Annotated in this window: 13 protein-coding genes; 2 read left to right on the top strand and 11 right to left on the bottom strand. The window is 60.8% G+C overall.

What is annotated here, in order from left to right:
* Positions 1 to 27: 27 nt before the first annotated feature.
* The 4 genes from tuf to rpsL all read right to left on the bottom strand — a co-directional run bounded on the left by tuf (position 28) and on the right by rpsL (position 4373).
* On the bottom strand, positions 28 to 1203 hold the full coding sequence (gene tuf, locus I3253_RS05575) for an elongation factor Tu (RefSeq protein ID WP_197916661.1): 1176 nt from the start codon (positions 1201 to 1203) through the stop codon (positions 28 to 30).
* Between the two features lie 89 nt (positions 1204 to 1292).
* On the bottom strand, positions 1293 to 3410 hold the full coding sequence (fusA, locus tag I3253_RS05580) for an elongation factor G (RefSeq protein ID WP_197916662.1): 2118 nt from the start codon (positions 3408 to 3410) through the stop codon (positions 1293 to 1295).
* 21 nt (positions 3411 to 3431) lie between these two features.
* Entirely contained in the window at positions 3432 to 3902 is a 471-nt protein-coding gene (gene rpsG, locus I3253_RS05585) for a 30S ribosomal protein S7 (RefSeq protein ID WP_197916663.1), read from the bottom strand.
* A gap of 99 nt (positions 3903 to 4001) precedes the next feature.
* Positions 4002 to 4373, bottom strand: a complete 372-nt coding sequence (rpsL, locus tag I3253_RS05590) for a 30S ribosomal protein S12 (protein WP_050931498.1) — start codon at positions 4371 to 4373, stop codon at positions 4002 to 4004.
* A 333-nt stretch (positions 4374 to 4706) separates the two neighbouring features.
* Between rpsL and I3253_RS05595 the strand changes: the two genes are divergently transcribed.
* A complete protein-coding gene (locus tag I3253_RS05595; RefSeq protein WP_232236930.1) occupies positions 4707 to 5525 on the top strand; it encodes a putative rhamnosyl transferase in 819 nt (272 codons plus the stop codon).
* Here I3253_RS05595 and I3253_RS05600 read toward each other — a convergent pair.
* From I3253_RS05600 to rplK, 7 genes are all read right to left on the bottom strand, one after another.
* On the bottom strand, positions 5516 to 6397 hold the full coding sequence (locus tag I3253_RS05600; protein ID WP_408647779.1) for a DMT family transporter: 882 nt from the start codon (positions 6395 to 6397) through the stop codon (positions 5516 to 5518). The two genes, I3253_RS05595 and I3253_RS05600, sit on opposite strands and share 10 nt — an antisense overlap.
* A 359-nt stretch (positions 6398 to 6756) precedes the next feature.
* Positions 6757 to 11004 (bottom strand): DNA-directed RNA polymerase subunit beta', encoded by a 4248-nt coding sequence (gene rpoC, locus I3253_RS05605; RefSeq protein ID WP_197916664.1) that lies wholly within the window; start codon positions 11002 to 11004, stop codon positions 6757 to 6759.
* A gap of 87 nt (positions 11005 to 11091) precedes the next feature.
* The gene (gene rpoB / locus I3253_RS05610; protein ID WP_197916665.1) at positions 11092 to 15228 is read right to left on the bottom strand and encodes a DNA-directed RNA polymerase subunit beta; all 4137 of its coding nucleotides are present in this window, start codon (positions 15226 to 15228) and stop codon (positions 11092 to 11094) included.
* A 240-nt stretch (positions 15229 to 15468) separates the two neighbouring features.
* Positions 15469 to 15849 (bottom strand): 50S ribosomal protein L7/L12, encoded by a 381-nt coding sequence (gene rplL / locus I3253_RS05615; RefSeq protein WP_197916666.1) that lies wholly within the window; start codon positions 15847 to 15849, stop codon positions 15469 to 15471.
* Positions 15850 to 15922: 73 nt separating this feature from the next.
* Entirely contained in the window at positions 15923 to 16441 is a 519-nt protein-coding gene (rplJ, locus tag I3253_RS05620) for a 50S ribosomal protein L10 (protein WP_197916667.1), read from the bottom strand.
* A gap of 512 nt (positions 16442 to 16953) precedes the next feature.
* Positions 16954 to 17652 (bottom strand): 50S ribosomal protein L1, encoded by a 699-nt coding sequence (gene rplA / locus I3253_RS05625; RefSeq protein ID WP_197916668.1) that lies wholly within the window; start codon positions 17650 to 17652, stop codon positions 16954 to 16956.
* Positions 17652 to 18077, bottom strand: coding sequence for a 50S ribosomal protein L11 (gene rplK / locus I3253_RS05630; RefSeq protein WP_197916669.1), 426 nt, complete (start codon positions 18075 to 18077; stop codon positions 17652 to 17654). The genes rplA and rplK overlap by 1 nt, the downstream gene beginning before the upstream one ends.
* A 167-nt stretch (positions 18078 to 18244) precedes the next feature.
* Here rplK and I3253_RS05635 point away from each other — a divergent pair, with 167 nt between their 5' ends.
* Positions 18245 to 18808, top strand: coding sequence for a GFA family protein (locus I3253_RS05635; RefSeq protein WP_197916670.1), 564 nt, complete (start codon positions 18245 to 18247; stop codon positions 18806 to 18808).
* The last annotated feature ends 40 nt before the right edge of the window (positions 18809 to 18848 follow it).

The raw sequence follows: 18848 nt of genomic DNA on the forward strand, positions 1-18848 counted from the left end.
GGGCGGGGCGGCAGAGCCGCCGGTGCCTTACTCGATGATCTTCGACACGACGCCCGAACCCACGGTGCGGCCGCCTTCGCGGATGGCAAAGCGCAGGCCCTGCTCCATCGCGATCGGGGCGATCAGTTCAACGTTGAACTTCAGGTTGTCGCCCGGCATCACCATCTCGGTGCCCTCGGGCAGCTGAACCGTGCCCGTCACGTCCGTCGTGCGGAAGTAGAACTGCGGGCGATAGTTCGCGAAGAACGGCGTGTGGCGACCACCTTCATCCTTCGTCAGGATATAGGCTTCGGCTTCGAACTTGGTGTGCGGTGTCACCGAGCCCGGCTTGCACAGAACCTGACCACGCTCAACCGCCTCACGGTCGATCCCGCGCAGCAGCGCGCCGATGTTGTCGCCCGCCTCGCCGCGATCCAGCAGCTTGCGGAACATTTCAACACCCGTACAGGTCGTGGTCTGCGTGTCCTTGATGCCAACGATCTCGATGTTGTCGCCAACATTGATCACGCCGCGCTCCACACGACCGGTCACAACCGTGCCACGGCCCGAGATCGAGAACACGTCCTCGATCGGCATCAGGAACGGCTCGTCAACCGCGCGCGGCGGCTGCGGGATGAACTCGTCAACCGCTTTCATCAGCTCGGCAATCTTGTCCTTGCCAATCGCGTCGTCGCGGTCTTCCAGAGCCGCCAGAGCCGACCCGGCGATGACCGGAATGTCGTCGCCCGGATAGCCGTACTCGGTCAGAAGCTCGCGGATTTCCATCTCGACAAGCTCCAGAAGCTCTTCGTCGTCAACCTGGTCAACCTTGTTCATGAACACGACCATCGCGGGAATACCCACCTGGCGACCCAGAAGAATGTGCTCGCGCGTCTGCGGCATCGGGCCGTCGGCCGCGTTCACAACCAGGATCGCGCCGTCCATCTGCGCCGCACCCGTGATCATGTTCTTCACATAGTCCGCGTGGCCGGGGCAGTCCACATGCGCATAGTGGCGCGCGTCGGTTTCATACTCCACATGCGCCGTCGAGATCGTGATCCCGCGCGCTTTCTCTTCCGGCGCGCCGTCAATCTCGTCATAGGCCTTGAAGTCACCGAATTGCTTGGTGATCGCCGCCGTCAGAGTCGTCTTGCCATGGTCAACGTGACCGATGGTGCCGATGTTGCAGTGCGGTTTGCTGCGTTCAAACTTTTCCTTGGCCATGAATAGGCTCCTCTTTTCCTGATCGGATGGTGCGTGCCTGCACGCACCCTGCGGGGTGTAGGGTGCGTGGTTGCCCACGCACCTGTTTTTTATGCGTATTTCGCCTGAATCTCGTCCGAGATATTCTGCGGAACCGGATCGTAATGGTCGAACTGCATCGTGAACTGGGCGCGGCCCGACGACATCGAACGCAAGGTATTGATGTAGCCGAACATGTTGGCCAGCGGCACGAACGCATCGATCGCCACGGCATTGCCGCGCGGTTCCTGCCCTGTCACCTGGCCCCGACGCGAGGTCAGATCGCCGATGATCCCGCCGGTATATTCTTCCGGGGTAATCACTTCGACCTTCATGATCGGCTCCAGCAACTTGGCACCTGCCAGCTTCATGCCTTCGCGCATACCCATGCGGGCCGCGATCTCAAAGGCCAGAACCGACGAGTCCACGTCGTGGAACTTGCCGTCGATCAGCGCCACCTTGAAGTCGATCACCGGGAAGCCAGCCAGCGGACCGGAATCCATGACCGATTTGATGCCCTTTTCGACGCCCGGAATGTATTCCTTGGGCACGGCACCGCCCACGATGCGGCTTTCGAACGAATAACCTTCGCCGGGCTCTGTCGGGGCGATCTCCAGCTTGACTTCGGCGTATTGACCGGACCCACCCGACTGTTTCTTGTGGGTGTAGGTATGCTCGATCTGACGCGAGATGGTTTCACGATACGCCACCTGTGGCGCGCCGATATTGGCTTCCACCTTGAACTCACGCTTCAGACGATCCACCAGAATGTCCAGATGCAGTTCGCCCATGCCCTTCATGATGGTCTGACCCGACTCGATGTCGGTCTCAACCCGGAACGAAGGATCCTCGGCGGCCAGACGGGCCAGACCCTGAGACATTTTCTCCTGGTCGGCTTTGGTCTTGGGCTCAACCGCAATTTCGATCACGGGATCGGGGAAGGTCATGGTTTCCAGAACCACCGGATCGTTGACCGCACACAGCGTGTCACCTGTCGTGGTGTCCTTCAGACCTGCCAGCGCAATGATGTCGCCAGCGAACGCTTCCGTGATTTCCTCACGGTTGTTCGAGTGCATCATCATCATCCGGCCAACGCGCTCTTTCTTGCCCTTGGTCGAGTTCAGGAGCGTGTCACCCTTGTTCAGAACGCCCGAATAGACGCGGGTAAAGGTCAGCGAGCCAACGAAGGGGTCGTTCATGATCTTGAACGCCAGGCCCGAAAACGCCATGTTGTCGTCCGCCCGGCGCGGAATGTTCCGGGTTTCGGTCTCGTCGCCGGGTTTGAAGCCCATGTAATCAACAACGTCCAGCGGGCTGGGCAGATAGTCGATCACGGCATTGAGCAGCGGCTGAACACCCTTGTTCTTGAAGGCCGAGCCGCCCAGAACCGGCACGAACGACAGCGACAGGCATCCCTTGCGCAGCAATTTGCGCAGGGTCGGCACGTCGGGCTCGTTGCCTTCCAGATATTCCATCATCGCGTCGTCGTCCATTTCGACGGCCGCTTCGATCATCTTACCGCGCCATTCGTCGGCCATGTCCTTCAGGCTGTCACGAATCGGGGCCTTGACCCACGATGCGCCAAGGTCTTCGCCCTGCCACAGCCATTCTTCCATGGTCACCAGGTCGATCAGGCCTTCCAGCTCGGTCTCGGCGCCGATCGGAATGCCAACCGGAACCGGAAGCGCACCGGTGCGGTCCTGGATCATGTTGACACAGTTGAAGAAGTCGGCGCCGATCTTGTCCATCTTGTTGACGAACACCATGCGCGGCACCTTGTAGCGGTCAGCCTGGCGCCACACGGTTTCGGTCTGGGGTTCCACACCGGCATTGGCGTCCAGCACACAGACTGCGCCATCAAGCACGGCCAGCGAACGTTCGACTTCAATGGTAAAGTCGACGTGGCCGGGGGTGTCGATGATGTTCAGACGGTGCTTGGGCGTGTCGGCGGTGGCGCCATCTTCGGTGCGTTCCCAGAAGGTGGTGGTCGCAGCCGACGTGATGGTGATGCCGCGTTCCTGTTCCTGCTCCATCCAGTCCATGGTGGCCGCACCGTCGTGCACCTCACCGATGTTGTGGGATTTGCCGGTGTAATACAGGATGCGTTCCGAACAGGTGGTCTTGCCTGCATCGATGTGCGCCATGATACCGAAGTTGCGGTATAGTTCGAGCGGATATTCGCGTGCCATTGGTCTAATGTCCTCTGGGGATTACCAGCGATAATGGCTGAAGGCTTTGTTCGCCTCGGCCATCTTGTGAGTGTCTTCCCGCTTCTTGACAGCGGTGCCGCGGGAATTCACGGCGTCCAGAAGTTCGCCGGCCAGGCGTTCTTCCATGGTGTTTTCGTTGCGGTTGCGCGACGCGGTGATCAGCCAGCGGATGGCCAGGGCTTCGCGGCGCTCGGGGCGCACTTCAACCGGAACCTGATAGGTGGCACCACCCACCCGGCGCGAACGAACCTCGACGCTGGGCTTGATATTGTCCAGGGCCTCGTGGAACACCTCGACGGGGGCGCGTTTGATCTTGTTCTCAACGCGATCCAGCGCATTGTAAACGATCGTTTCCGCGACCGACTTCTTGCCGTCGATCATCAGGTTGTTCATGAATTTGGTCAGAACCCGATCGCCATATTTGGCGTCGGGCAGAACTTCGCGTTTTTCAGCGGCGTGACGACGTGACATGTGTCGTACCTCATTTCTTGTCTCAACATGCTCCGGATCTGATCCGGGGCCTCATGGAATTCGATATTCCGGGTCAGGCCCGGAATGGTGCCGATTGCATCACTTGGGACGCTTGGCACCGTATTTCGAACGCCGCTGCTTACGATCCTTGACGCCCTGTGTATCCAGAACACCGCGCAGGATGTGGTAACGAACGCCGGGAAGGTCTTTCACACGGCCGCCGCGGATCAACACAACCGAGTGTTCCTGCAGGTTGTGGCTCTCGCCGGGGATGTACGAAATCACTTCGTAGCCGTTGGTCAGACGCACCTTCGCCACTTTCCGCATGGCCGAGTTCGGCTTTTTCGGGGTGGTGGTGTAAACGCGGGTGCAAACGCCGCGTTTCTGGGGGCACTGCTCAAGGTGCATCGACTTCGAGCGCTTGATTTTGGGCTGACGCGGTTTGCGGATCAGCTGCTGGATCGTTGGCATAGGGTCTCTTTCCCGTTTTCCTACATGTGCTGCATGAAGGCACACGGGCCCCATGCGGGTTTCAGTTCATGCGCCCGGCGTTGCCACAAGCGCAAAAACCGCAATCGTTCCCATTCCGAGGCGAACGACGCGGTGTGTTCTCAGAGGGTGCGGGCTTCAAAACAGCCCGGACCTTGACCACTACAGTTATGATATCGGCTCACGAGGCTTAACCCACTCGCCGGATAGGCGGGCGTATAGGCGGAGTCGCCCGCCTTGTCAACAGCACCCCCCGGTTGCACCCCGCCACACGCAATGCCATGCTCGAAACCGGGTAACAGGGGTGAAATTCTCATGCACAGCCGCGACATGCAGGTGATCGGCATCTGCCGTTTCTCCTACCCCGCCCTGGGCGGTTTCCAGGTCGATCACGCCTCCCCCGAAGAGCGCATGGCCTTTCTCTACGCGCCCGACCGGATGGAGGAACGCTTCCGCCTGTTCGAATGCTTCACCCTGCCCCCGCTGCGTGCCCAAAGCGATGCCGACTTCACCTTTCTGGTGGTGATCGGCGATGCCATGCCCGCGCGCTGGCGCGACAGGCTGATGGATCAACTGGCCGACATTCCCCAGGCGGTCGTGCAGGAACACGCCCCCGGCCCGCACCGCCAGGTGATGAAACAGGCCGTCAATGCGGTGCGCGATAACCGTGACGCGCCCTGCCTGCAATTCCGCATGGATGACGACGACGCCGTCGCCATCCGCTATGTCGAACGCCTGCGCGAGGCCGCCGACGACCTTGTCCCGCTGCTGCGCAAGAACCGCCATATCGCCATCGATTTCAACCAGGGCTATATCGCCGCGCCCAGCGCGCGCGGCATCCTGGGCAAACCCACGATCGAACATCTCTGGACCGCCGGTCTGGCCATGGCCGTGCGCCCGGGCGTCGATCTGTCGATCCTGAATTTCGGCCATTCCAAACTGGCCCGCTTCATGCCCGTCACCAGCTTCACGGGCGAGGACATGTTCATTCGCGGCCATTCCGACCACAACGATTCGCGCCAGAAAAAGAACGTGCGCCCGGTGCAACTGGACCTGCTCGACGCCAGGACCGAAACGCATCTGCGCCGCGTGTTCAACATCGATGCCGATCAGGTGCGCGCGCACTATGCCTGAGCCAGGCGCCGCCCCCGGATCAAGGTGAACACCCCGGCCACCACCACAACCGCGCTGCCAATCAGGGTGAGCGTATCCGGCCAATCGCCAAACACCACCAGCCCCAGAACCAGCGCCCATAACAAACCGGTATACCGGAACGGCGCGGTGAACGAGATATCGCCGCTGCGCATCACCAGCACCGAAAACAGATAGCCGCCCAGGATAAACACTGACGCGCCCGCCAACAGCCCTGCCTGCCGCCCATCCAGCGCCACCCAATCCACCCCCAGGCTGGCCACCCCGGAAAACACCGTCACCCCCAGCGACGCCGCCAATGTTACCGTCATCGACGGCACCTGCGCTGACATCCGCCGCGTCGACAGGTCCCGTACCGTCACCGCCCCCACCGCCGCCAGCGCATATACCGCATAAATGTCAAACCCGTCCGGCCCCGGCCGAACAATCAGCAACATGCCGAAAAACCCGGCCAGAATGGCGCTCATCCGCCGCCAACCCACCGCCTCGCCAAAAAACAGCGCCCCCCCCAGCGTCACGGTCAGCGGCAGCACCTGCAAAACCGCCGTCACATTGGCAATCGGCATGTGATACAGCGCCGTGATAAAGAAATAGGCCGCCGCGATCTCGGCGCCCGTGCGCAGCGACACAAGGCCCCAATCCCGCGCCGGAAACCAAAGCCGGATCGGCCCCAGCGCCCGCGCCAGCCCAAAGATCAGCACCGTCGAGGCAACGCCCCGCAGAAACAGCATCTGGAACAGCGGCACCTGCGGCCCCAACAGCTTCACGAACGTGTCGTTCAGCGTAAACGCTGCCATGGAGCACATCATCAACAGCGCGCCCTTTAAATTGTCGGACAGGTTCAACAGCCTCACCCCGGATTGATGCAACCGCGCGACCTTACGCGCTGGCAGGTTTGGCGAACAAGGCCGAACATGCCGCCGGGACGCGCCGTTATGGCGATACGACTACAACAACGTCAGACCGCACTCGTCGCTCGGCAAGGCGATCCCACCACGCCGGCTCCGAATCGGCGATCCTTTTTCCAATACCCCGGGCCCAGTTCATGCACATTGCTGTAACAGCGTTCATCACCAGGGCAGCGTCGGGATTGGGCGACCCGCGCAACCGCACGCCTCCCTTCGACTTCATTTTGCCACAAATACTCTCGCCAAAGGCAGAAAAGCCCCCGGCTCGATGCCGGGGGCTTTTCTTGTTCCTTCAGATCTGACGCTTAGTCCAGATCGCGGCTTTCGGGCGTCTCAACCAGCCCGCTGCCGAACACGTCATCCGCGTCAAGATCTTCCACCGGCGCTGCCAGGGCAGCGGCGGCTTCCGCCTCTTCGCGGCGTGCCTCGATCACGACATTGTCGCGCTCCTGGGCCACGCGGCGCACATTCTGCGTCGCGCCACCGGTGCCCGCCGGGATCAGACGGCCGACGATCACGTTTTCCTTCAGACCAACCAGCTTGTCCTTTTTGCCCTGCACCGAAGCTTCGGTCAGAACGCGGGTTGTCTCCTGGAACGAAGCTGCCGAGATAAAGCTGCGGGTTTGCAGCGACGCCTTGGTGATCCCCAGCAGGATCGGCTCGCCCTGGGCCGGGCGTCCGCCCTTGCTCAGCGCCTTTTCGTTGGCGGCGTCAAACTCGGACTTCTCGACATGCTCGCCTTTCAGCAGCGTCGTGTCGCCCGAATCCTGGATCTCCCACTTCTGCAACATCTGGCGAACGATCACTTCGATGTGCTTGTCGTTGATCTTCACGCCCTGAAGACGATAGACCTCCTGCACCTCGTTGATCATGTAATCCGCCAGCGCCTCGACACCCATGATCGACAGGATGTCATGCGGCGCCGGGTTCCCGTCCATGATATAGTCACCCTTCTGCACGAAGTCGCCTTCCTGCACCGGGATGTGCTTGCCTTTCGGCACCATGTACTCGACGGGTTCCATCGACTCGTCGCTCGGCTCGATCGAGATCCGGCGCTTGTTCTTGTAGTCGCGGCCGAACCGCACATAGCCATCGATCTCGGCGATGATCGCGTGATCCTTCGGACGGCGCGCCTCGAACAGTTCGGCCACACGCGGCAGACCGCCGGTGATGTCCTTGGTCTTGGCACCCTCGCGCGGAATACGCGCGACCACGTCACCGGCGCTGATATCCTGGCCTTCCTCGATCGACAGGATCGCATCCACCGACATCGGGTAATGCACCGGGTTACCGGACTCGTTGCGCACCGGCTCTCCGTCGCCATCGACCAGGATGATCTCCGGCTTCAGCTCGTTGCCACGCGGCGCCGCACGCCAGTCGGACACGATCTTCTGGGTCATGCCGGTGGCTTCGTCGGTCTCTTCACGAACAGAAACCCCCGAAACCAGGTCCACGAATTTCGCGGCGCCCGATTTCTCGGCGATGATCGGCAACGTGTAGGGATCCCATTCGAACAGCTTGTCGCCACGCGCCACGCTCTGCCCGTCCTTGACATGCAGCTTGGAACCATAGCCCACCTTGTGGCTGGCCCGTTCCTCACCATTCTCGTCAAGGATACGCAGCTTCATGTTGCGGCCCATCACCAACGGTTCGCCCGAAGCATTTTCCAGGATCGAGGCATTCTCGAATTCAACCTTGCCGTTCTGACTTGCCTCAAGGAACGATTGCTGGCCACCTTGCGCAACGCCGCCGATGTGGAAGGTCCGCATCGTCAATTGCGTGCCCGGTTCGCCGATGGATTGCGCCGCGATGATGCCCACGGCCTCGCCCGTATTCACCATCGTGCCGCGCGCCAGGTCGCGCCCGTAGCACTGGGCGCACACGCCTTCCTCGGCCTCGCAGGTCAACGGGCTGCGGATCCGCGCGATCGCAACGCCGGCCTCGTCGATCATGTCGGCCATACGCTCGTCAATCAACTGACCGGCAGACACGATCACCTCATCCGTACCCGGACGCAGGATGTCATCCGCCGCCACACGGCCCAGAACACGTTCCGCCAACGAGGCCACAACCTCGCCGTCATTCACGGCCGGTTCGGCGGTGATCGCATTGTCGGTGCCGCAATCACGCGACCGCACGATGCAATCCTGTGCCACGTCCACCAGGCGGCGTGTCAGATACCCCGAGTTCGCCGTCTTCAACGCGGTGTCGGACAGACCTTTCCGCGCGCCGTGGGTCGAGTTGAAGTATTCAAGAACGGTCAGGCCCTCCTTGAAGTTCGAGATGATCGGCGTTTCGATGATGTCGCCGTTCGGCTTGGCCATCAGGCCGCGCATCCCGCCCAACTGTTTCATCTGCGTAACCGAACCACGCGCGCCGGAATGCGCCATCATGTAAACCGAGTTCGGTTCCGACTCGGCGCCATTTTCGTCACGCTTGGCGGCCGAGATGGTGTTCATCATCGCGTCCGTGACCTTGTCGTTACATTTCGACCATGCATCGACGACCTTGTTGTACTTTTCGCCCTGGGTGATCAGGCCGTCCATGTACTGCTGTTCAAAGTCCTTCACCTGCTCGCGGGTCTCGTCCACGATGGTCCATTTGCCATCCGGGATCACCATGTCGTCCTTGCCGAACGAAATGCCCGCCTTGAACGCCTCGCGAAAGCCCATCGACATGATCTGGTCACAGAAGATGACGCTCTCTTTCTGGCCGCAATAGCGATACACGGTGTCGATGACGTTCTGCACGTCCTTCTTGCGCAACAGCTTGTTGACCAGGTCGAACGGCGCCTTGGCGTTCTGCGGCAGCAGCGCGCCCAGCCGCACGCGGCCCGGCGTGGTCTCGTAGCGCGTGAACACTTCCAGACCGTTCTCATCGATTTGCGGAACCCGCGCGGTGATCTTGGCGTGCAGATGAACGGCACCCGAGTCCAGCGCATACTGGACTTCCTCGATCGACGAGAACACCATGCCCTCGCCTTTCATGCCTTCGCGCATGATCGTCGTGTAATACAAGCCCAGGATCATATCCTGCGACGGCACGATGATCGGCGCGCCATTGGCTGGCGACAGCACGTTGTTGGTGGACATCATCAGAACACGCGCTTCCAGCTGGGCCTCAAGGCTCAGCGGCACGTGCACGGCCATCTGGTCGCCGTCAAAGTCGGCATTGAAAGCCGAACAGACCAGCGGATGCAACTGGATCGCCTTGCCTTCGATCAGGATCGGTTCAAAGGCCTGAATGCCCAGACGGTGCAGCGTCGGCGCGCGGTTCAGCATGACCGGGTGTTCGCGGATCACCTCGTCCAGGATGTCCCAAACTTCGGGACGTTCCTTTTCCACCAGCTTCTTGGCCTGCTTCACGGTGCTGGACAGGCCCTTGGCCTCCAGCCGCGAATAGATGAACGGCTTGAACAGCTCCAGCGCCATCTTCTTGGGCAGGCCGCATTGATGCAGCTTCAGCTCCGGACCGGTCACAATCACCGAACGGCCCGAGAAGTCGACCCGCTTGCCCAGAAGGTTCTGACGGAAGCGGCCCTGCTTGCCCTTCAGCATGTCGCTTAGCGATTTCAGCGGGCGCTTGTTGGCACCGGTGATGACCCGGCCGCGACGGCCATTGTCAAACAACGCGTCAACCGATTCCTGCAACATCCGCTTTTCGTTGCGCACGATGATGTCGGGCGCGCGCAGTTCGATCAGCCGCTTCAGACGGTTGTTCCGGTTGATGACACGGCGGTACAGATCGTTCAGATCCGAGGTCGCGAACCGGCCCCCGTCCAGCGGTACCAGCGGGCGCAGTTCCGGCGGGATCACCGGGATCACCGTCAAGACCATCCACTCCGGGCGGTTGCCGGATTCCAGGAAAGACTCGACCACTTTCAGACGCTTGATAATCTTCTTGGGTTTCAACTCGCCGGTGGCTTCGGCCAGATCGGCGCGCAGTTGGTCGGCTTCGCTCTCCAGGTCGATCGCGGCCAGCATCTCACGGATTGCCTCGGCACCGATATTGGCGGTGAACGCGTCCATGCCATAGGCATCCTGGGCGTCCATGAATTCTTCTTCGGTCAGCATCTGACCGTATTGCAGGTCGGTCAGGCCCGGCTCGATGACGACGTAGTTTTCAAAATACAGGACCCGCTCCAGATCGCGCAGCGTCATGTCCAGCATCAGACCGATACGGCTGGGCAGCGACTTCAGGAACCAGATATGCGCCACCGGCGCGGCCAGTTCGATATGGCCCATACGCTCGCGACGCACCTTTTGCAGCGTGACTTCCACACCGCATTTCTCGCAGACGACGCCGCGATACTTCATGCGCTTGTACTTGCCGCACAGGCATTCGTAATCCTTGATCGGGCCAAAGATACGCGCACAGAACAGGCCGTCACGCTCGGGCTTGAACGTGCGGTAGTTGATGGTTTCGGGCTTCTTGATCTCGCCATAGGACCAAGAGAGAATCCGCTCGGGCGATGCCAGCGAAACGCGGATCTCGTCAAAGACCTTGGGCGGGGTCAGCGGGTTGAACGGGTTGTTCGTCAGTTCCTGGTTCATTTTGATACCTCAAAGGTTAGAGGGTGCAGGGGGGACGGTGCGCAATGAATGCGCACCTGTGTAGGGTGTGCCCTTTCGGGCGCACCGTTACTCGTCCACCTCCGCATCCAGGAGTTCCATGTTCAGGCCAAGGCCACGGACTTCTTTGACCAGAACGTTGAACGATTCCGGTACGCCCGCTTCAAAATTGTCCTCGCCCTTGACGATGCTTTCATAAACCTTGGTCCGGCCCGCCACGTCATCCGACTTGACCGTCAGCATTTCCTGCAAGGTATACGCGGCGCCATAGGCTTCCAGCGCCCAGACTTCCATCTCACCAAAGCGCTGGCCACCGAACTGGGCCTTACCACCCAGCGGCTGCTGCGTGACCAGGCTGTAAGGTCCGGTAGACCGGGCGTGGATCTTGTCATCCACCAGGTGATGCAGCTTCAGCAGGTATTTCACACCCACCGTCACCGGGCGGCTGAACTGTTCACCGCTCCGACCGTCGAACAATACCGACTGGCCGCTGGTGTCGAACCCGGCCCGCGTCAGCGCGTCGTTCACGTCACCTTCCTTGGCACCGTCGAACACCGGCGTCGCGATCGGCACACCGCGGGTCACGTTGCCCGCTGCCTCGATCAGCTGGCCTTCGTCCATGCCGGTGATGCCTTCTTCATAGACATCCTCGCCATAGGCCAGCTGCATTGCCTCGCGCACCGGGGTCAGATCACCCGAGCGGCGATACTCTTGCAGCGCCTCGTCCACGTTCAGCCCAAGGCCGCGCGCGGCCCAGCCCATGTGGGTTTCCAGAATCTGCCCAACGTTCATGCGCGACGGCACGCCCAGCGGGTTCAGACAGAAATCCACCGGCGTCCCGTCAGCCAGGAACGGCATGTCTTCCATCGGCACGACCTTGGAAATCACACCCTTGTTGCCGTGACGGCCGGCCATCTTGTCACCCGGTTGCAGCTTGCGCTTCACCGCGATGAACACCTTGACCATCTTCATCACACCCGGCGGCAGGTCGTCGCCACGGCGCACCTTCTCCACCTTGTCTTCGAACCGGTGCTCCAGCGCGCGCTTCTGAACTTCGTACTGTTCGTTCAGCGCCTCGACAACCTGCGCGTCGGCCTCGTCGGCCAGTGCCAGCTGCCACCACTGACCACGGCTCAGGCTGTTGAGCAGCTCTTCGGTGATTTCCGAATTCGCCTTGACGCCCTTGGGGCCCTTCACAGCCACCTTGCCCAGGATCATGTCCTTCAGACGGGCATAGATATTGCGGTCCAGGATCGCCAGTTCGTCGTCACGGTCACGTGCCAGACGTTCGATCTCTTCCCGCTCGATCTGAAGCGCACGTTCGTCCTTTTCCACACCGTGGCGGTTGAACACGCGCACTTCCACGACCGTGCCGAAATCGCCCGGCTTCACCCGCAACGAGGTGTCACGCACATCGCTGGCCTTCTCGCCAAAGATCGCGCGCAGCAGCTTCTCTTCCGGGGTCATCGGGCTTTCGCCCTTGGGCGTGATCTTGCCCACCAGAATATCGCCCGGCTCCACATCCGCGCCGATATACACGATGCCCGCCTCGTCAAGGTTGCGCAGCGCCTCTTCACCGACGTTGGGAATGTCGCGGGTGATCTCTTCCGGCCCCAGCTTTGTGTCACGGGCCGCGACTTCGAATTCCTCGATATGCACCGAAGTAAACACGTCATCGCGCGCGATACGTTCCGAGATCAGGATCGAGTCCTCGTAGTTATAGCCATTCCACGGCATGAACGCGACGACCACGTTCTTGCCAAGCGCCAGTTCCCCCAGATCGGTCGACGGGCCATCGGCGATCACTTCGCCCTTGGTCACGGTGTCGCCCACCTTCACCAGCGGGCGCTGGTTGATACAGGTGTTCTGGTTGCTGCGCTGGAACTTGCGAAGGCGATAGATGTCCACACCCGCGTCACCCAGCTCCAGATCCGAAGTGGCGCGCACAACAATCCGCTGTGCATCCACCTGGTCGATGATCCCGGCGCGTTTCGCCTGAATCGCCGCGCCCGAGTCAATGGCAACCTTTTCCTCGATGCCGGTGCCGACCAGCGGCGCCTCGGCGCGCAACAGCGGAACCGCCTGACGCTGCATGTTCGAACCCATCAGGGCGCGGTTGGCGTCATCGTTTTCCAGGAACGGAATCAGCGAGGCCGCCACCGAAACCAACTGCTTGGGCGACACGTCGATCAGATCGACAGCGCCAACAGGGGCCATGGTGTAATCGCCCGACTGGCGGGTGTTGACCATCTCGTTCTCGAACCGGCCATTGGCGTCCAGATGCGCGTTGGCCTGGGCCACCGTGTGGCGCATTTCCTCGGTCGCGGACATGTACTGAACGTCATCCGTGACCTGCCCGTCCACAACCTTGCGATACGGGGTCTCGATGAATCCGTACTTGTTCACACGCGCAAAAGTGGCCAGCGAGTTGATCAGACCGATGTTCGGGCCTTCCGGCGTTTCAATCGGGCACATCCGGCCGTAATGGGTCGGGTGCACATCGCGCACTTCGAAACCGGCACGCTCGCGGGTCAGACCACCCGGCCCAAGCGCCGACAAGCGGCGTTTGTGGGTGACTTCCGAAAGCGGGTTGGTCTGGTCCATGAACTGCGACAGCTGCGACGAACCAAAGAACTCACGCACGGCGGCGGCGGCCGGCTTGGCGTTGATCAGATCCTGCGGCATTACCGTGTCGATCTCGACACTGGACATGCGCTCCTTGATCGCGCGCTCCATGCGCAAGAGACCAACGCGATACTGGTTTTCCATCAGTTCGCCAACCGAGCGCACCCGGCGGTTGCCCAGATGGTCGATGTCGTCGATGTCGCCCTTGCCGTCGCGCAGCTCCACCAGCGCCTTGATGCAGGCGATGATGTCTTCCTTGCGCAGCGTGCGCTGGGTGTCTTCGGCGTCCAGCGCCAGGCGCATGTTCATCTTCACGCGGCCGACCGCGGACAGATCATAGCGTTCGCTGTCAAAGAACAGCGTGTCAAACAAGGCGCTGGCGGCATCCACCGTGGGCGGCTCGCCCGGGCGCATGACGCGGTAGATATCCATGAGCGCGGTTTCGCGGTTCATGTTCTTGTCCAGCGCAAGGGTGTTGCGCATGTAGGGTCCGACATTGATGTTGTCGATGTCCAGAACGGGAATCTCGGTGATCCCGGCATCCACCAGATCCTTGGCCGTGCCGCCGATCAGCGTGCCGTCCTTGTCGTATTCCAGCGTCAGCTCGTCACCGGCTTCGACATAGATCGCGCCGGTTTCCTCGTTGATGATGTCCTTGGCCACGAACTTGCCCGCGATCATGTCGAACGGCACCAGCAGATCGGTGATCTTGCCTTCGTCGATGATCTTCTTCACCGCGCGCGGCGTCACCTTCTTGCTTGCTTCGGCAAAGACTTCACCGGTTGCCGCGTCCACCAGATCATAAGTCGGACGGGTGCCGCGTACACGCTCGGGGAAGAACTTGGTAACCCAACCCTTGTTCTTGTCCAGCTTGTAGTTCACCGTTTCGTAATAGGCATCCATGATGCCTTCCTGGTCCAGACCCAGCGCATACAACAGCGTCGTCACCGGCAGCTTGCGGCGCCGGTCGATGCGGGCGAACACGATGTCCTTGGCGTCAAACTCGAAATCCAGCCACGAGCCGCGATAGGGAATGATGCGGCAGGCGAACAACAGCTTGCCCGAGGAATGTGTCTTGCCCTTATCGTGATCAAAGAACACGCCAGGCGAGCGGTGCATCTGGGACACGATCACGCGCTCGGTGCCGTTCACCACAAAGGTGCCGTTGGGCGTCATCAGGGGCATGTCGCCCATGAACACGTCCTGTTCCTTGATGTCCTTGACCGATTTGGCCCCGGTATCCTCGTCCACATCAAACACGATCAGCCGCAGCGTCACCTTCAGCGGCGCGCTGTAGGTCATGTCGCGCTGCTGGCATTCCTCGACATCGTATTTCGGCTTTTCCAGCTCATAGGACACGAATTCCAGCACGCTGGTCTCGTTGAAATCCTTGATCGGGAACACCGACTGGAACACGCCCTTGATGCCCTCGCCGTCGCTCGGCGCGGGCGCGTCGCCCGAATTCAGGAACAGATCATACGAGGATTTCTGCACCTCGATCAGGTTCGGCATCTCCAGCACTTCGCGGATCTTGCCGTAATACTTGCGCAAACGTTTCTGGCCTAGGAAGGTCTGAGCCATGGTCGATGTCACCTTTCATTTCTCACCGGTCGCGGCTGCCGTCGGGTCCCCGGCACCACGCCCATACGAGAGGGTCGAAGCTTGAACAATTCCCGGCCACCGTCCCAAAGGCAGCCTCCCGTTTACAACCTCGCCTGAGAAAGGGCTTTCCTCAAAAGCCCTCTCTGAGACAGGTTCGGCTGGGCCCGGAAAAACCGGACCCAGCCTTGAAAATCACGCCCGGGGAAACCCCGGCACGGATTACTTGACCTCGACCTCGGCGCCAGCTGCTTCCAGCTTGCCCTTGATCTCTTCGGCTTCTTCTTTCGAAACGCCTTCCTTGACAGCCTTGCCACCGGCTTCGACCAGCTCCTTGGCTTCCTTGAGGCCCAGGCCGGTGATGGCGCGGACTTCCTTGATGACGTTGATTTTCGAAGCGCCGGCCGATTTCAGGATCACGTTGAATTCGGTCTGCTCTTCTTCAGCAGCACCACCGGCGTCGCCGGCAGGACCAGCCACCATCACAGCGCCGCCAGCGGCGGGCTCGATGCCGTACTCGTCTTTCAGGATGGTTTTCAGTTCTTGTGCTTCCAGCAGGGTCAGACCCACGATGCTTTCTGCGAGTGCTTTCAGATCAGCCATTTTAGACTCTTTCCGTTTACAGATATGTGTTCCAACGTCGGACGCTTGTCCTTACGCGGTCTCGTAAGTTGCTTTACGCAGCCTCTGCCTTTTCCTCGATGGTCGACAGGATGGATGCGATATTCGAAGCAGGTGCGCCAATGGCACCGGCGATGTTCGAAGCAGGTGCGCCGATCATGCCTGCGATGGTAGCAATAAGCTCCTCGCGCGACGGCATTTTCGACACGGCTTCGACGCCGGCACGGTCCAGAGCGTTCTCACCCATTGCGCCGCCAAGAATTTCGAATTTCTTGTGCGTCTTTGCAAAATCCTCGGCCACCTTGGCTGCTGCCACGGGGTCTTCGGAATAGGTCAGAACGGTCATGCCCGACAGAAGGTCAACCATGCTCTCGCAGGGCTTGCCCTCAAGGGCGATCTTGGCGAGCCTGTTCTTGGCGACACGCACGGCGCCACCCGCGTCACGGGCACGTGCGCGAAGGTCCTGCATGTCAGCAACCGTGAGGCCGGCGTAGTGGGCAACCACAACGACGCCAGAGCTTTCAAAGATCTGGCCGAGTTCCTCGACCACTTTCTCTTTCTGGGCTCTATCCACAGTTCTCTCCAAATTTGGGAAGCTCTCGCCCCCCGGCTCATGTTTGCGTCCCCGACGCGGGAACGCGTTCAGGTCCAGTCATACGGGTCCGGAGGCCAGGATCGCTCGAAGGTAGCCTTCAAAGAATTCTTGTCTCGTTTCCCATCTCAGGAAGGAATTATGAGAAACTACTCACCCTCCGTCTTGGACAGGCCACCGCCATAGGGAATCGATTGCTCGAATCCTTTTGAGGATGGGCAGGGCTGATTTAGCGGTCGGCGGAAATATTTGCAAGGGCGGAAATACGCAAACGCTGCCGCCGGGCAATCCCGCCAACAGTCATTTGATCTCTCTGCGGTAGACACCATAGCACGTTTTTGCGCCGCAAACAAATGCTACCCTTCGCCGGCCCCGCCCGCGCACCGCCCCGGACGGTCCGGCACCCGGCCCGCCCGGCCCGCGCGCCGGCACGATCCGCGACGAAAAAGGGCGCCCCAACCGGGGCGCCCCAAATCTCTTGCCATATACGCGGCTTACTGTGCGGCGGCGTTGTCGATCGAGATCGTCACGCCCGGGCCCATGGTCGAGCTTAGCGCGATTTTCTTGACATATGTACCCTTGGCGCCCGACGGCTTGGCCTTCAGAACGGCGTCCATGAAAGAGCGCACGTTTTCTACCAGCTTGGCATCGTCAAACGACACTTTGCCAACGCCCGCGTGCACAACACCGGCCTTCTCGGCCTTGAACTGCACTTCGCCGCCCTTGGCCTTGGCCACCGCATCCGCCACGTCCATCGTCACCGTGCCAACCTTCGGGTTCGGCATCAGGTTGCGCGGGCCAAGCACTTTGCCCAGACGGCCCACGACGGGCATCATGTCCGGCGTCGCGATGCAGCGGTCAAACTCGATGGTGCCGCCCTGAACGGTTTCCATCAGGTCTTCGGCGCCCACGATGTCCGCGCCGGCGGCCTGGGCTTCTTCAGCCTTCGGGCCACGGGCAAACACAGCCACGCGCACGGTTTTGCCGGTGCCGTTGGGCAGGCCCACAACACCACGAACCATCTGGTCGGCGTGGCGCGGGTCAACACCCAGCTGAACGGCGATTTCAACGGTCTCGTCGAATTTGGCCGAGGCATTGCCCTTGACCAGCGCAACAGCCTCTTCAACGGTCAGGTTTTCTTTGCCTGCAAACGCTTCGCGCGCCGCGGCAGTCCGCTTACCAAGTTTCGCCATCACTTCACCTCGATGCCCATGGAACGCGCCGACCCAAGGACGATCTGCATGGCAGCCTCGATGTCGTTTGCGTTCAGGTCTTTCATTTTCGCTTCGGCGATCTCTTTCACCTGCGCGGCGGTCACGGACCCGACAGTCTCACGACCGGGGGTGCTGGCGCCGGATTTCAGCTTGGCAGCCTTTTTCAGGTAATAAGACGCAGGCGGCGTCTTGATGTCCATGGTAAAGGACTTGTCCTGGTAATAGGTGATCACGGTCGGGCACGGCGCGCCGGGCTCCATGTCCTGCGTCTTGGCGTTGAACGCCTTGCAGAATTCCATGATGTTGATGCCGCGCTGACCCAGCGCCGGACCAACGGGCGGGGACGGGTTTGCCTGACCTGCAGGAACCTGCAGCTTCATCGTACCAGCAAGCTTCTTGGCCATTTGGTTTTCCTTTCAACGAGGACGAAACGCGTTCCGCCCGGTTTATGTTGCGTGGTCCGGCGCGACATCGCGATGCCCCAACCTCCCACGAGAGAATCTCGCCCAAAGACGATCCGCGCCGTTTACGCCGGATTGGGTGGGTTGGCAAGGGCTTCGGGACGCGGCACATGGCGGCCCTGTCCCGGCGGATACCGCGCACGCCACGCCCGATGCCGGCACCAACACCGCCCCGCAAGCGTTCACCCCTCGGCCCAGCACTTGATGAACATGGCAATTTCCCTAAAGTCGTGAAAGAAATTCTGCCCGAATCCAAAGGACAACCAGTGACCAGACTTACCGGACAATGCCTGTGTGGCGAAATCTCATTCGAAGCCGACGGTGACGTGCCGGTCATGGCGAACTGCCACTGTACCGCGTGCCGCCACTCCACAGGCAGCGCCTTTGCCACGCTCATGTTCATGAAAGAGGGCGATGTAAAGATCACCGGCACGCCAAAAACCTTTCAACACAAGTCGGATGCCGGCACCACGATGACCAAGCATTTCTGCGACACCTGCGGCACGCCGATGTTCACTCAGAACTCGGCCCGCGAAGGCATGCTCGGGCTGCGCGCCGGTAACGTCAACGAGCACGAGGAATTCACCCCGAAGGCAAATGTCTATGTCTCCTCCAGGATGAAAGCGACCCTTCTGGACGACAGCATCCCGGCCTTTGAAAAGATGCCCGGCTAAGGCATTGTCGACCTTCCGCGCCAACGCGCCGGATTGCGGC

Origin of the sequence: Thiosulfatihalobacter marinus (genome assembly GCF_016019955.1) — a bacterium.
Taxonomy (GTDB): domain Bacteria; phylum Pseudomonadota; class Alphaproteobacteria; order Rhodobacterales; family Rhodobacteraceae; genus Shimia; species Shimia marinus_A.

Excerpts from the sequence above, each read along its gene's own strand:
- tuf (WP_197916661.1), bottom strand. The coding sequence starts at position 1,203 with ATGGCCAAGGAAAAGTTTGAACGCAGCAAACCGCACTGCAACATCGGC.
- fusA (WP_197916662.1), bottom strand. The coding sequence starts at position 3,410 with ATGGCACGCGAATATCCGCTCGAACTATACCGCAACTTCGGTATCATG.
- rpsG (WP_197916663.1), bottom strand. The coding sequence starts at position 3,902 with ATGTCACGTCGTCACGCCGCTGAAAAACGCGAAGTTCTGCCCGACGCC.
- rpsL (WP_050931498.1), bottom strand. The coding sequence starts at position 4,373 with ATGCCAACGATCCAGCAGCTGATCCGCAAACCGCGTCAGCCCAAAATC.
- I3253_RS05595 (WP_232236930.1), top strand. The coding sequence starts at position 4,707 with ATGCACAGCCGCGACATGCAGGTGATCGGCATCTGCCGTTTCTCCTAC.
- rpoC (WP_197916664.1), bottom strand. The coding sequence starts at position 11,004 with ATGAACCAGGAACTGACGAACAACCCGTTCAACCCGCTGACCCCGCCC.
- rpoB (WP_197916665.1), bottom strand. The coding sequence starts at position 15,228 with ATGGCTCAGACCTTCCTAGGCCAGAAACGTTTGCGCAAGTATTACGGC.
- rplL (WP_197916666.1), bottom strand. The coding sequence starts at position 15,849 with ATGGCTGATCTGAAAGCACTCGCAGAAAGCATCGTGGGTCTGACCCTG.
- rplA (WP_197916668.1), bottom strand. The coding sequence starts at position 17,652 with ATGGCGAAACTTGGTAAGCGGACTGCCGCGGCGCGCGAAGCGTTTGCA.
- rplK (WP_197916669.1), bottom strand. The coding sequence starts at position 18,077 with ATGGCCAAGAAGCTTGCTGGTACGATGAAGCTGCAGGTTCCTGCAGGT.
- I3253_RS05635 (WP_197916670.1), top strand. The coding sequence starts at position 18,245 with ATGGCGGCCCTGTCCCGGCGGATACCGCGCACGCCACGCCCGATGCCG.